At 70.9% G+C, this 13,477-nt stretch carries 14 protein-coding genes; 8 read left to right on the top strand and 6 right to left on the bottom strand.

Annotated elements, in window-relative coordinates:
* Positions 1-225: 225 nt before the first annotated feature.
* Positions 226-1,407 carry a tetratricopeptide repeat protein gene (locus D456_RS27600; protein WP_017577779.1) on the top strand — a complete coding sequence of 394 codons (1,182 nt, stop codon included), beginning with the start codon at positions 226-228 and terminating at the stop codon, positions 1,405-1,407.
* A gap of 50 nt (positions 1,408-1,457) precedes the next feature.
* Entirely contained in the window at positions 1,458-1,886 is a 429-nt protein-coding gene (locus tag D456_RS0119050) for an NUDIX domain-containing protein (RefSeq protein WP_026116024.1), read from the top strand.
* On the opposite strand, the gene D456_RS0119045 is transcribed toward D456_RS0119050, so the two are convergent.
* The gene (locus D456_RS0119045) at positions 1,877-2,833 is read right to left on the bottom strand and encodes a GNAT family N-acetyltransferase (RefSeq protein ID WP_017577777.1); all 957 of its coding nucleotides are present in this window, start codon (positions 2,831-2,833) and stop codon (positions 1,877-1,879) included. The two genes, D456_RS0119050 and D456_RS0119045, sit on opposite strands and share 10 nt — an antisense overlap.
* Before the next feature lie 76 nt (positions 2,834-2,909).
* Positions 2,910-3,914, bottom strand: a complete 1,005-nt coding sequence (locus tag D456_RS0119040; RefSeq protein ID WP_017577776.1) for an MBL fold metallo-hydrolase — start codon at positions 3,912-3,914, stop codon at positions 2,910-2,912.
* Positions 3,915-4,396: 482 nt separating this feature from the next.
* On the opposite strand from D456_RS0119040, the gene D456_RS0119035 reads away from it, so the two are divergent.
* On the top strand, positions 4,397-4,762 hold the full coding sequence (locus tag D456_RS0119035; RefSeq protein WP_040699670.1) for a single-stranded DNA-binding protein: 366 nt from the start codon (positions 4,397-4,399) through the stop codon (positions 4,760-4,762).
* A 52-nt stretch (positions 4,763-4,814) separates the two neighbouring features.
* On the opposite strand, the gene D456_RS0119030 is transcribed toward D456_RS0119035, so the two are convergent.
* The 4 genes from D456_RS0119030 to D456_RS0119015 form a co-directional block, all read right to left on the bottom strand.
* A complete protein-coding gene (locus D456_RS0119030; RefSeq protein WP_017577774.1) occupies positions 4,815-5,822 on the bottom strand; it encodes an HAD-IIA family hydrolase in 1,008 nt (335 codons plus the stop codon).
* Between the two features lie 144 nt (positions 5,823-5,966).
* The gene (locus D456_RS0119025) at positions 5,967-6,767 is read right to left on the bottom strand and encodes an aminoglycoside N(3)-acetyltransferase (RefSeq protein ID WP_017577773.1); all 801 of its coding nucleotides are present in this window, start codon (positions 6,765-6,767) and stop codon (positions 5,967-5,969) included.
* Positions 6,731-8,008 (bottom strand): DUF1015 family protein, encoded by a 1,278-nt coding sequence (locus D456_RS0119020; protein WP_017577772.1) that lies wholly within the window; start codon positions 8,006-8,008, stop codon positions 6,731-6,733. Before D456_RS0119020 ends, D456_RS0119025 begins: the two co-directional genes overlap by 37 nt.
* Before the next feature lie 31 nt (positions 8,009-8,039).
* On the bottom strand, positions 8,040-8,393 hold the full coding sequence (locus D456_RS0119015) for an SCP2 sterol-binding domain-containing protein (RefSeq protein ID WP_017577771.1): 354 nt from the start codon (positions 8,391-8,393) through the stop codon (positions 8,040-8,042).
* Positions 8,394-8,597: 204 nt separating this feature from the next.
* Here D456_RS0119015 and D456_RS0119010 point away from each other — a divergent pair, with 204 nt between their 5' ends.
* From D456_RS0119010 to recN, 5 genes are all read left to right on the top strand, one after another.
* The gene (locus D456_RS0119010) at positions 8,598-9,365 is read left to right on the top strand and encodes a coiled-coil domain-containing protein (protein WP_017577770.1); all 768 of its coding nucleotides are present in this window, start codon (positions 8,598-8,600) and stop codon (positions 9,363-9,365) included.
* Between the two features lie 118 nt (positions 9,366-9,483).
* Positions 9,484-9,651 carry a hypothetical protein gene (locus D456_RS27140; protein ID WP_017577769.1) on the top strand — a complete coding sequence of 56 codons (168 nt, stop codon included), beginning with the start codon at positions 9,484-9,486 and terminating at the stop codon, positions 9,649-9,651.
* A gap of 21 nt (positions 9,652-9,672) precedes the next feature.
* A complete protein-coding gene (locus D456_RS0119000; protein WP_026116022.1) occupies positions 9,673-10,473 on the top strand; it encodes a TlyA family RNA methyltransferase in 801 nt (266 codons plus the stop codon).
* Positions 10,474-10,612: 139 nt separating this feature from the next.
* Complete coding sequence (locus D456_RS0118995; protein ID WP_017577767.1) at positions 10,613-11,539, top strand: NAD kinase; 927 nt, start codon at positions 10,613-10,615, stop codon at positions 11,537-11,539.
* A gap of 81 nt (positions 11,540-11,620) precedes the next feature.
* Positions 11,621-13,330 (top strand): DNA repair protein RecN, encoded by a 1,710-nt coding sequence (gene recN / locus D456_RS0118990; protein WP_017577766.1) that lies wholly within the window; start codon positions 11,621-11,623, stop codon positions 13,328-13,330.
* Positions 13,331-13,477: the final 147 nt, after the last annotated feature.

Below are 13,477 nucleotides of genomic sequence, written 5' to 3'. Positions count from 1 at the left end.
CCACGGTTTTTCTTGGGGAGGGGTTGCCTGTTGTGGGTGGCCCCTCTTCTTTTTTGTGTATCTTGTGAACATGTGAAACAGTTTTCTCATGTGGAGGGACACGCAGAGGCCGGCGCCGAGCGTGGCGCTGCGGGTCGCGGCTGTGCCGTAAACTGGAGTGCCAAGTACTATGATGCGCTGCTGCTCCGAAGTGGCAGCGCTTTTGAATGTTGACGGACGGGTTCGATGACTGAGGAAAGCCGCTCGGGAGACCACGAGGACTCCGGAGCCGACGGGCGTGGCGAAGGCCGCTCCGGTGGGCCCGACGGCCGGGGCCGCGGAGAGCGGCCCCGCTCCCGTTCCGGGAACCGGGGCTCCCGCGATCACAGAGGTGGCCGCCAGGCAAGTTCCCAGCGGGGCCGACGCGACGACCGTGGTGGCCGTCGCGGCCGTGACGATCGCGGTGGCGGACCCCGCGGCGACCGGCGTGCGGGCTCTCGCGACGACCGCCGTGGCGGTGGCCGCGGACGGGACGACCGCCGTGGCGGAGGGGGGTTTCGCCGCGACGACCAGCGCCGCAACGATCGGGACCGCCGCCCCCGCGAGGAGCGCGACCCGGCGGACGCCGCCCCGCTGCTGCCGGAAGAGGCCACCTTCGGACAGCTGGACCCCGAGCTCAAGAGGGACCTGAACTCGCTGCCCAAGTCCCTCGCCGAACTCGTCGGCAAACACGTGGTCGCCGCCGGTCTCCTGCTCGAGGAGAACCCCGAACGGGCCTACAAGCACGCGCTCTTCGCGCGCCGTAAGGCCTCCCGGGTCCCCGGCGTGCGTGAGGCCTCGGGTGTGGCCGCCTACGCCGTGGGCAAGTGGCAGGAGGCCCTCGCCGACCTCAGGGCCGCCCGGCGGATGAGCGGCCGTGACAGCTTCCTCGCCGTCATGGCCGACTGCGAGCGCGGCCTCGGCCGCCCCGAGCGCGCGCTGGAGGTCGCCGGTGACCCCGCGGCCAAGGACCTCGATCCGGCCGAACGCATCGAGTTGCGCATTGTGGCCTCCGGGGCCCGCCGGGACATGGGCGACCCCAAGGCAGCGCTGGCCGAGCTCAAGGTCCCCGAGCTCAAGGAACGCCGGGCCCGCCCCTGGATCGCACGTCTCTTCTACGCCTACGCCGACGTCCTGGCCGAGCTCGGCAGGACGGACGACGCCCGCGAGTACTTCGCGCGTGCCTCCTCCGTCGACCGGGAGGGCGTCACCGAAGCCGACGAGCGTCTCGCCGAGCTCGAGGGCGTCGAGCTCGTGGACGTGGACCTCGAGGACGGCATCATGTGGAGCGACGCCGAGGACCCCGCTTCCGAGGTGGACGAACACATCTCCAGTGACGGTCCGGAGCATCCGCCCGAGAAGCAGGACCAGGACCGGGGGCGCAACTGAGTGCTGTTCCCGACCCACCGCCGGACGGTGTGCCGCTCGGCGGTGCGGTCGTGTGCCTGGGCTCCCTGCCCGAGCACCACGACTCCGTCGTCTGCCTGACCTACCGGGGAGCGAGGCCCTTGATGGTCCGGCACCGGCGCCGCGGTTGGGAATTCCCCGGCGGGCACAGCGAACCCGGCGAGAGCCTGTGGCGGACCGCCCGGCGCGAGGCGATGGAGGAAGCCGGGGCGACCTTGTCCGAGCAGGAACTCATCGGCTACTACGTGCTCTCCGGCGGCCACGTCACCGTCGTCACGTACGCCCAGGTCGAGGGGTTGGCGCCGCTCACCGGTGAGTTCGAGACCGTGGAGGCACGCGCCTTCGACCGGTTGCCCGGCGACGACGAGCTCTCCTGGGCGGACGGTCTCTACGCACACCTGATCCGGGCCGCCGGCCTGCCCGGGGCGCCCGAGTCGGCCCCTGGTCCCCGTCACCCCTGATCGCCGGGGCGGGCGAGCAGATGCTCCGCCCCGGCGAAGCGGTACCCCAACCAGGTATTGATCGCCAGCATGGGGGCGTTGTCGGCATGGTTGCCGGTGTAGGCGTACCGGATCCCGCGTTCACGGGCCCTGTGCAGCGCGGTCGCTTTGGCGAGCCCGGCCAGACCGCGGCCGCGTTGGTCGGCCAGGACGCCGGTCATCATCGATTCCATTCTCGTGTCGCGGTCGCTCACGTAGGCGGTGAACCCCACGACCCGGCCCTCCACAAGGACCGCGAGGCTCACGTCCGGATCCATGAGAGGGGGCGGCCACACGGTGTGCAGCCACTCCTCGTAGGTCATGAACTCCTCACTCCGTTCACCCGGTTCGTCCGAGGTCGCCTCGCGGTCGACCTCGTAGATGGGACGCGGGTCGTCCGTGAACGCGGTGAAGGGGCGCAGTTCCACGCCGTCGGGCACCGGCGGCGGTTCGGGCAGGTCGTTCAGGTCCAGACCCAGGATCCGGTGCTCCTCCAGCGTCTCGGTGTATCCGCGCCCGTGCAGCAACGCGGCCAGACGCTCACCCCCGACCTGGACCCCTTCGCCGCAGACCTCCGCCCGCACCAGGGTGGCGCCGTCCGCACGGACCGCGCGCTCGGCCTCGGCCATGAGGGCGGTGCGGATCTCGTCGGCCCTCGTCGACCCCTCCCGCAGGCTCAACAGCATGACGTACCCCTTGACGTGACCGCTCGCGTCGGAGGAGCGGAGCGCCTGGGTCTGTACGAAACCGATGAGGACGCCGTTCTCGTCCTCAGCCAGGATCCGTCGGACCACGAATTCGGGATGGGGACGGTCCTCCCGCCAACGCATGGCGTCCTCGGTGAGCACCATGCACGGGAACGACGCGGTCAGCAGTGGGAGGACAGTGGGGATGTCGGCACGGTCCATGTGCCGGAGGGTGAAGGTCATGCGTGGAGCCTAGAACGGGGCAGCGGACGGCCGCACGCCATTTTTGTGCGGCCCTGCCCCGTACTCGTGGACCGGTTCAGGCCTCGCGCTCCTTGCGGGCACGTTCGGCCTCGGCCTGCTCCTGTTCCAGACGGTCCAGCCAGTGCATGATCCCGCCCACGTTGGCCTCCGGGCCGGCGAGGATGTCCAGCACCGCCGCGGCCTCCTCGGAGGCATCCGGCGGAAGGGGCTTGTAGCGGGAGACCACCTTCTCCTTGACCATCGCGACCGCGTGGTCCAGGTCGTCGTCGGCTGCGTAGGACTCCCGGACCGTTTCCACCCACAGGCGCAGTTCCGTCTCGGCGCTGTCGATGGTCTCGGGGACCGCTTCCACCGCACCGAAGTGGGAGAACATCAGACGCTGCGGCTGGATGTCACCGAACAGGCGCAGCGTCCGCAGGCACGAGTCCAGATCGAAGTCCGGCGGGGGTGTGGCAGGGCGCACGTCGCCGGTGAGCGGGCTGTACACACCCAGGGCGTCACCCACGTACAGGTCGCCGGTCAGGGTGTCGACCAGGCCCATGTGGTGCTTGGCGTGGCCCGGGGCGTAGTGCGAGACGAGCTTACGGCCCGCGCCCAGGTCGATCTCCCCGGTCTCGGCGACCGCACGGATGCGCTGCGCCTCGGTGGGGCGCATCTGGCCGAACAAGGTCTCCAAGCGATCACCCCAGACCATCTTCGCGCTGGCCATGAGCCGACTCGGGTCGGCCAGATGGCGGGCCCCGCGCTCGTGGACCACGATTTCCGCGTTGGGGAAGTGCGCGGCCATGTCGCCGGTGCCGCCGGCGTGGTCCAGGTGGATGTGGGTGACCACGATCGTGGCCAGGTCCTCAGGGGCCAACCCCAGGCGCACGACCGCGTCCCGCAGGACCCGCGCGGAGCCGGCAGTACCCACCTCGACCAGGCACGGCCGCTCGGAGCGGATGAGGTAGCTCGACACCACGCCCGGGTACCCGGCGAGCATCGTGTCGATGGCGTAGATGTCGTTGCCGAGAGGGACGATCCCCTCGGGCAGTCCGCTCACGTCCACGTCGTCGTGCACGGTAAGCACCCCTGTTCTACGGTGTCTTCGGGCTCCCGACTCTAGAACAGTGTGCTCCCGGGCTGCTGAGTCGGGTCACCTTCCTCGTCCACAGATCCGGAACCGGGCCTTTTCTTCCTCCTCCCCTGCGGTGAACCTGGGATCGGCGCACTCGCCTCCAGCCCCGGACCGAGGTCCGGCCCCTTCCAGCGGTGTGCCGTCCCCGTAGCGCACTTTCCAGGGAGAACCCCATGTCCTGTCGTTCCACGCCCGGCCCCTTCTCCGGACCCGCAGCCCTCACGCACCCCGCACCTCCGCCTCTGTCCGGCCGTTCACGGCAGGGCGGCGTCGCGCGTCCCGTTGACGGTGCCGCGGAAACGCACCGAGCCGCACGTCCGGTCGGCAGTGCGGAGCCCCGTGCGACCGGCCGTGCACCGAAGGAACAGCCCCCGGAGGGGGTGGAAGGCTCCGGGACCGTGCCCGGGGCGGAGGAGAGTACGCGGGTGGGCGACACCGGCGCGGTGAGCCAGGCGGAGCACCACAACGAGGTCGTGGTCGCGGGCCGGATCACCGCCGAACCCCGGTTCCGGGAGCTGCCCAGCGGTGACCACCTGGCGACCTGGCGCATCTGCGTGGCCAGGCATCCCTCGACACGGTTCCGGGGACGCCGGGTGGACTCCATCACCTGTGTGAGCTTCGACAAGGACCTGCACGAGCACGTGCGGGGCTGGCGCCTCGGCGACGTGGTCGATGTCCACGGTGCGCTACGGCGCCGCACGTGGCGAGGGGTGGACGGGCCCCGGAGCGTGTGTGAGGTCGAAGCGGTGTCGGTGCGTTTCGTGCGGGGCCGCAGGAAGGAGGAAGGCTGACATGCTCACGTGGGCGAAGGCACTGGTGTGGCTGCTCCGGCGGTCCCGGATCTCACCAACCGAGCCGGCCGAGCGCCTCGAGCGTGCTCGCGCCGGCGGGGTCGGTGCCGGGGATCTCCCACACCGCCGTGCACAGCGCACGGAGACCGTCCAGAGGGTCACCGGAACCGGAGAGCCCCACGTCGGAGCCGTCGACCGTGACGGTCCACCCCTGGCAGCGGGTCGTGTTCCCCTCGCGCTCCACCGCTGGGTGGACCTCGTTCATGCCGGACACGTCCCGGGCCAGGTAGCGCGGGCGCCGGTGTTCGGGAGCGGCCAGCGCGTCGGCGGGGGTGGCCACGCCGGACAGCACGAGCAGACCTGCGGCCCCGTGGCTGACGGCGCCCTCGATGTCGGTGTCGAGTCGGTCCCCGACGATCAGCGGGTCGCGCGCACCCGTGCGCAACATCCCCTCCTGGTGCAGCGGACGCATCGGCTTTCCCGCCACGACCGGATCCACCCCGGTCGCATGCCGGATCACCTGGACGAAGGCGCCGTTGGCGGGGGCGATGCCCCACTCGCTCGGGGTCGTGGAGTCGGCGTTGCTGGTGACGTAGAAGGCGCCGCGGGCCACGGCGAGTACCCCCTGGTCGAGCAGGTCGCGGGCCATGGAGCGCGAGTACCCTTGCACGACCGCGACGACCGCCTCGGAGTCGACGGTGACCGGGCGCATCCCGGAGCGGTGCACTGCCTGGCGCAGCCCGGTGTCCCCGATGACCAGGACCTCCGAGCCTCCCGGGTATCGCTCGGCGATGAGCCGGGCGGCTGCCTCGGCGGAGGTGACCACGTCCTGCGGTGCTGCCTCGATCCCCAGCTCGCAGAGGTGGTCGGCGATGCGCCCGGGGGTGCGGCCGGCGTTGTTGGTCACGAACGCCACGCGGGCGCCGGCCGCGCGGGCCTTGTTGACGGCCTCGGGAGCCGCCCGTACCGCATGGGGGCCGACGTAGACGACCCCGTCCAGATCCAGGAGCATCGCGTCGTGGAGCTCGTTCAGGGGACGTTCGGAGGCGCGCAGCGTCATGGAGGCGGACCCGTTCATCGAGGTGGTGGCAGACGACGTCCCCAGGCTATGGGTAGGCCCCGGTGCGGGCGGTTCGCGGGTGGTCCCCGACGGTGTGGTCCCTGTCGCACACCGTTGCGCGCGGGCGGCCGGCCCCGCGGCCGCTCACGGGCGCGGGGCCGCGCGGTGGCGCCGCATCCACGCTGCGGCGAAGTCCACGGCCTCGGCCATGGGGAACAGCCTGGCGGTGGCCTCGCCGACCTTTCCCACCGTGACCGGGGCCTGCGCTTCGAAGTCCGCCCCGATACGTGGGAAGTCCTCTTCGTCCAGGGCCACGTCGGTGAACTCGGTCCACACCCGTTCGCCGGAGGAGTTGCGCACCGGCGCACCGCAGCGCGTCCGGGGCGCGAGGGGGAGCTGGTACTCGGCGAGATGGAAGGCCGTGCACGTGGCGTACCCGGTACCGAGGAAGAGCACCTGTGCCCCCGACCGGGCCATACGTCCCAGTGGGGAACCCGGGCCCAGGGAGTCCTGCAGGGGATGGGGCTCCATCAGTTCGTGTGCCCGCGGGCCGAGGGCGGCGAAGGAGGTCTGGGGGTGGGCGCTGCGCACCGCGCCCGGCCAGCGCCGCAGGAGTTCGGGTACACGCCCCACACCGGCGGTGGGGGTCACGGCCGGGTCGTAGGCGGGCATCTGGGCCCGGATCGTCTCCCACCAGGTCTCGGGCACCGGCGGGTTCTGCCATGCGGCCGGGTCGGAGCACTCGCCGGACTGGGTGGGCACGACCACGGTCCCGCCGGGGCCGACGGCGTCGGTGAGGGCCTGCACCAGGGCAGGGACCCCGCCGCAGACCCATCCCAGCGAACTCAGGGAACTGTGGACGAGTAGGACGGACCCGGGTGGGACCCCCAAGGCGGTCAGGTCCTCGGTCAGGGAGGTGTGTGTGCAGAGGGTTCGGTCGACCATGGTTCCTCGGGGGGTCGGTCCAACAGCCGCATGACCAGACCGGTGCGGGGTTTGGGGCCGAAGGACGTGGACTTTCGGGGGGTGAGCTCGCCGCGGTCGGCCACGGCGTAGACCTCGTTCACGGACAAGGATGGCACGATCACCGCGGTCCCGTTGTCGTTGTGGGCGGCAGCCACTGCCCCCTCGGGGCTGTCGTGCACCATGCGGACCTGTTCCTCGGCCACGCCCCACAGAGGGAGCAGGACCTGGTGCAGCACGGAGGTGGGCAGGTGTCGCCACCGTGCGGACCGGTCGGGGCTGTGGGTGGTCAGGGTCTGTTCGTCGAAACCGTGTACCAGATGGGCGCTTCCGTCGGGGGCGGCCAGGACCACACCCGGGCCCTCGATTTCCGGGGTGAGGGTCGGGACCGGGTCCACCCGGGCCACACTGCGGGCGCGTTCGAGCAGCGGGCCGGTCCCGGCCCCGGGCAGCACCCGGTGGATCGCGCCCAGGTGCGGCGGGTGGGTCTCGCTGTCCACGAGCATGGCCAGGCCCCGGTGCCAGATCGGGTCCGGTTCCGTGTGGTGCAGTTTCCTGTAGGCGGCGTAGCGGTGGTGGCCGTCGGCGATCAGGGCGGAGCGTCCGGCGAGGTCGGCGCGTATTTCCGCGATGGTGGCGGGGCAGGTCAGCGCCCACAGGCTGTGCTGGGACCCGTCGCCGGCGCGGGCGGTGAACAGCGGTTGCCGGGGCAGGTCCTGGGCGGCCCGGGAGGCCGCGCCCCCGCCGCCGCGGTAGAGGAGGAAGATCGGTTCGAGGTTGGCGCGGGTCGCCCTCATGAGACGGAACCGGTCCTGTACGGGTGCCTCGGCGACGTCCTCGTGCGGGCGCACGGGGGAGCTCAGGTCCAGGGCCCCGATGAGGCCGCGTTGGTGTGTTCCGTCGGGGGTGATCTGTTCGTAGACGTAGAGCGCCGGGTCGGGGTCCTGGGCGAGTACCCCGTTCCGTACCCATCGGCGCAGCAGCGCGGCGGCGGTCCGGTAGCGGGGGTGGCTCTCGCGGGTCAGTTCGAAGGGCAGGGTGACACGGGCGGCGTTGTGGGGGTCGGAGCGCTGCAGCTCTCTTGCCTCCTGCGCGTCCGGGATGTCGTAGGGCGGGGCGAGGAGGCGGGAGACGTCGGAGCCGTCGTCGATGAAGCGGTCGACGTCGGGTGCGGCGTAACGCAGGCCTCGGAACGGGGCCAGGTCGAGAGCGTGGCGAGACACCTCAGAACGGTACCCGTCGTTGGACGGATGCTCACTGGGCAAGGGAACGCATGCGCAGCATGTCACCCAGGGAGGCGCTGACTTTGACGCGGCGCGTGACCAGTGCGAATTTTGCGCTGAGCTGGTCCTCGGCGATGGCAACGAGGTCGTCGCTGCTGACGGTGACGGTGATCTGTACGGGGTCGTGCACCACGCCGGTGGGGTGATGTCTCAGGTCGGTCAGCCCCTCGACGGTGAGCCGCAGACGGAACGTGGTGTCCAGGTCGGGCACGACGACAGCGACGGTGCGTTCGTCGATGCGCCGTTCCCGTTCCTGTCGTGAGCGCTCGAGGATGCGCCGGTTGATGAGGGCGAACCCGTCGAGGCAGGCGTCGATGCTGCTCATGAATCCATGATGCCTCAACCGGTGTGGAAGAGGGGGTTCTGTGTCCTGAGTGACGAAGTGGAGTACCTGTGTGGATTCCGTGCGGCGGCCTCCCCGGCAGCGGTAGCGTTGTTGCCGGATCCCCCGCCCATGCGCGGGTTCCTTCCGCCCCTCGTGCCCCTGTGACCCTGCCTGCCTTCATGCGCTCCAAGGAGTAACGCCACCATGGTCGTCGACGCGGTACGCACCTATCTCGATGCCGCCAATGGCCTCACCGAACTTTCCCGGCGCGACGCCGTCGCTGCGGCCCGAGCGTTGCTGCGCTCCGAGGGCAGAGCGGTGGGGGCCGTCGCCGGGGAGAGTGAGGCCGCCCCGCGGGTGGGGCAGAGCATCCAGGCCCTGGCCGGTGAGCTGATCGAGACCAGTCAGGCCAACCGGACTGCCATCGCCGACCTGGTGCGGGAGGAGGTCGGGCGCCAGCTGGAGAGCATGGACATGGTCCCGCGTGACGAACACGAGCGCCTGACCCGCCGGGTCGCTGAACTGGAGCGCCGTCTGGCGGCCAGACACGCGGTCGAACGAGCCCTGGCGGTGGACAGCGACGTCTCGGGACATCCCTCGAGCGCAGCCCCGGACGGAGTCGGGCACGGGACGGGCCGCCGGGAGGAGGGCGCCGTCGTCGGAGCGGAGGATCCGGCCGGCGGGGAGAACCCCGGCGTGAGCGCCCAGGACAGCACCGAGGCGGAGGAGACTCCCGAGGCCGGCAACGCTCCGGGGGAGGAGGCCGAGCACACCCCGGAGGCGGGTTCCGGGGCCGACGGCGGGGACCGGCCGGAGGAGGGGAGCGCGGAGAGCGCAGCCCCGGCCCCCGCCAGGTCCGGCTCGGCCGAGTCGGCCCCTGCCAAGCCCGACCCCGCCAGGTCCGCTCAGGCCAGATCCGCCAAGGGCAAGTCGAACGGCAAACGTTCCGGCAAGGCCAAGAGCAAGAAGTAGGCGCCCGTGCCCGCGCGGGCCGGACGGCCGGGCCACGGCGGGCCGAAGGTGTGTACACGCGCTGCCGGCCGGGAGATAGGGTCGGGACGCACCGCAGCAGCAGACGGGGGGAGAGGTCGTGGAGCCCGCCGAGTTGGCCCGACGTACGCTCGAGGCCACCAAGGAACGCCTGGCCGCGCTGGACCAGCGCCCCACCGACGAGCACGTGGAGGTCTTCGACAGCCTCCATCAGGAACTCACCGCGGTACTGGGAACTCTGGACCAAGGCACCGACGGAGCACGCTGAACCCCGGTATTCTTGGTGACCATGGCAAAACGTAGTCGGCTCGACGCCGAACTGGTCCGCCGTGGGCTGGCCCGTTCCCGCGGACACGCCGCAGAGATCATCGAGAGCGGGTCGGTCAAGGTCGCCGGGATGGTGGCCGCCAAGGCCGCCACCCAGGTCGGTACGGACCAGCCCATCGTCGTGCGTACCCCTTCCGACGAGCCGCCCTACGTCTCTCGTGGCGCCCACAAGCTCATCGGCGCCCTGGATGCCTTCTCCCTGGACGTGGCGGGCCGTCGTGCCCTGGACGCCGGGGCCTCCACGGGCGGGTTCACCGACGTGCTCCTGCGGCGCAACGCCGCACACGTGAGCGCGGTCGACGTCGGGTACGGGCAGTTGGCCTGGGCCCTGCGCAGCAACGACCGTGTGCGCGTCATGGAACGTGTGAACGTGCGCGAACTGAGCCCCGAACAGGTCGGTGAGCCCCGTCCCGACCTGGTGGTGGGTGATCTGTCCTTCATCTCCCTGAAGCTCGTGCTCGGTCCGCTGCTGGAGTGCGTGGATCCCGGGGCCGACTTCGTGCTCATGGTCAAACCCCAGTTCGAGGTCGGCAAGGAACGTGTGGGCGCCGGGGGTGTGGTGCGTGAGCCCGGGATGCGGGCGGAGGCCGTGACCTCCGTGGCCGAGCACGCCCGCGCTCTGGGGTTGGGTGTGGTCGATGTCGCCGCGAGCCCTCTGCCCGGCCCCTCCGGCAATGTCGAGTACTTCCTGTGGTTGCGTGCCGGTGCCGGGCCCTTGGACACGGATGTGCTGGCCCGGGTCATCGAGGAGGGCCCGCGGTAGGGCAGTGGCCGCACGGCGCGCCTTCGGGGCGCCCGGACCGCGTGACAGTGCGCCCGGTCGGTTGGGTAACGTGTCCCGGCCGAGGGAACCGGGTGTCGGTACCACTCCCTCGTAGGGAGACAACGTTGAGGGGACGACGATGACCAGGGGACGCAGTGTTCTCCTACTGGCCCACACCGGTCGGCCCGCGGCGCTCCGCAGCGCCCAGCTCGTGCACGAGAGCCTCACCCGTGAGGGTCTGAACGTGCGCATGCTCAAGGAGGAGGCCGAGGAACTGGCCCGGTCCGGTTTCGAGCTCGCGCCGGTCGAGGTCGTGGAGGACGACGAGGCCGCACAGGGGGTCGAGCTCGTCATGGTCCTGGGTGGTGACGGTACTTTGTTGCGCGCCGCCGAGTTGGCCAGACCGGCCGGAGCTCCGTTGCTGGGTGTGAACCTGGGGCACGTGGGGTTCCTCGCCGAGGCCGAACGCGAGGACCTGAACGAGACGGTCCGTAGTGTGGTCGAGCGCGACTACGCCGTCGAGGAACGGATGACCCTGGACGTGGCGGTCTTCCACAGCGGCCGTAACGAGGGTGTGCCTTCGGAACGCACGTGGGCCCTGAACGAGGCGACCTTGGAGAAGGGCGACGCGCGGAGGGTCCTGGAGACCATACTGGAGTTGGACGGCCGGCCCCTCTCACGCTGGGCGTGCGACGGTGTCGTGTGCGCGACCCCCACCGGTTCGACCGCGCATGCGTTCTCCGCCGGAGGTCCTGTCGTCTGGCCGGACGTGGACGCCCTCCTCGTGGTTCCGTTGAGCGCACATGCCTTGTTCGCCCGGCCTCTCGTGGTGGGTCCGCACACGTCGGTGGCCCTGGAGGTGCTGCCGGAGACGGTGCCGGGCGTACTGTGGTGCGACGGACGGCGTATGGTCGAATTGCCCGCAGGGGCACGAATCGAGATCACCCGTGCCGATACGCCGGTTCGGTTGGCCCGGTTGCACCGGGCTCCGTTCACCGACCGATTGGTGGCCAAGTTCGGGCTGCCGGTCGCCGGGTGGAGAGGCAGGGGTGAGCACGGCCGTTGACCGGGGAGTGCTCCCCGGCTTGCGGTGCACGCGTGTGTGTGGACGTGTGGACAGTGGCGTCGACTATCAGGAGAGGGATCGGTGCTCGAAGAAGTCCGAATCCAGGGGCTCGGGGTCATTGACGACGCCGTTCTGGAGCTGTCACCGGGGCTGACCGTGGTCACGGGTGAGACCGGGGCGGGCAAGACCATGGTGGTCACCGGGCTCGGTCTGCTCTTCGGAGGCCGTGCCGATCCGCAGCGTGTCCGGCCCGGGGCCGAGCGCGCCGGCGTCGAGGGCCGGTTGCTCGTACCCGAGGACGGCCGGGTGGCTTCGCGGGTCTTCGAGGCCGGCGGCGACATCGACGACAACGTGCTGATCCTGACCCGTGCGGTCTCCGCGGAGGGTCGCTCGCGCGCCACCATGGGTGGACGTTCGGCCCCGGTGAGTCTGCTGTCCTATCTGGCCGACGACCTGGTGGCCGTGCACGGCCAGTCCGATCAGCAGCGCTTGCTGCGCACCGACCGCCAGCGCTCGTCCTTGGACCGCTTCGCCGGGGAGGAACTGGGCAAGGAGCTCAAGCGGTACTCGGCGGCCTACCGTCGGCACCGGGAGCTCGCGGGGGAGCTGGAGGAGATCGTCCAGCGTGCCCGCGAGCGTTCCCAGGAAGCGGACATGCTGCGGTTCGGCGTGGAGGAGATCGCCGCCGCCGAACCGCAGCCGGGTGAGGACGCCGAACTGCTCGCCGAGGAGACCCGTCTGGCCCACGCCGACGGGTTGCGCATGGCTGCGACCACGGCCCACGAGGCCTTGGCCGGGGACCCGGCCTCGGACGTGGAGGTGGATGTGGCGGCCCTGCTGTCGGCGGCCCGTAGTGCGGTCTCGGCGGTGAGCGAGCACGACGCCGAGCTGTCCGCGATCGGTGGGCGCCTGGACGAGGCCTCCTTCATCCTCACCGACGCCGCCACCGAGTTGGCCTCCTACGCGGAGTCGGTCGATGCCGATCCCGCCCGTCTGGCCGAGGTGCAGGAACGGCGTGCGCTGCTGACCCAGTTGAGCCGCAAGTACGGCGCGACCACCGACGACGTGCTGGCCTGGGCCGAGGACGCGGGCAAGCGCCTGGCGGACCTGGAGGGCGACGACGAGCGTATCGAGCAGCTGACCTCGGAGACCGAGGAGCTGTACACCGCCATGGCCGAGTCGGCCCAGGAACTGACCCGGTTGCGGGAGGAGGCCGCTGAGCGTTTCGGTGCGGCAGTCACCGAGGAGCTCACTGCCCTGGCGATGCCGCACGCACAGGTCAGTGTCCGTATCACCACCGGGGAGGAGTTCGGCCCGCAGGGACGCGACGAGGTCGAGCTGCTGCTGGCCCCGCACCCCAGTGCGAGGCCCCTGGCGCTGAACAAGGGCGCCTCGGGGGGTGAACTCTCGCGGGTGATGCTGGCCATCGAGGTGGTCTTCGCGGGCGCCGACCCGGTGCCCACGTTCGTCTTCGACGAGGTCGATGCGGGTGTGGGCGGCAAGGCCGCGGTCGAGATCGGCCGCCGTCTGGCCCGGCTGGCCCGCCGTGCCCAGGTCATCGTGGTCACCCACCTGCCGCAGGTCGCCGCGTTCGCCGACGCGCACCTGGTGGTGGAGAAGTCCACCGACGGTCTGGTCACCGAGAGCGGCGTGGTGCGTCTGGACCGGGACGGCCGGGTGCGGGAACTCTCGCGGATGCTGGCCGGCCTGGAGGATTCCGAGCTGGGCCGTGCCCACGCCGAGGAGCTGCTGAGCAACGCCGATCCCGAGCGGGCCCACCCGGCGGTCTGAGCCCGTGTCGCCCTGTCGGTCCGGGCGTTCTGTGTTCTTCCGCCGCGGGGCGGGGTGTGTTTTGTCCTGAACACGCCTGCCCGCCGACTTTTATAACCCTGTGTGGTCGCGTTCTGGCAGTATGTCATCGATGAAGGTGTCGGAGGC

Source organism: Nocardiopsis kunsanensis DSM 44524 (assembly GCF_000340965.1).
Taxonomy (GTDB): Bacteria; Actinomycetota; Actinomycetes; order Streptosporangiales; family Streptosporangiaceae; genus Nocardiopsis; species Nocardiopsis kunsanensis.
The sequence above is the reverse complement of the archived record's forward strand: the minus strand, read 5'-3'. Positions and strand labels throughout refer to the sequence as shown.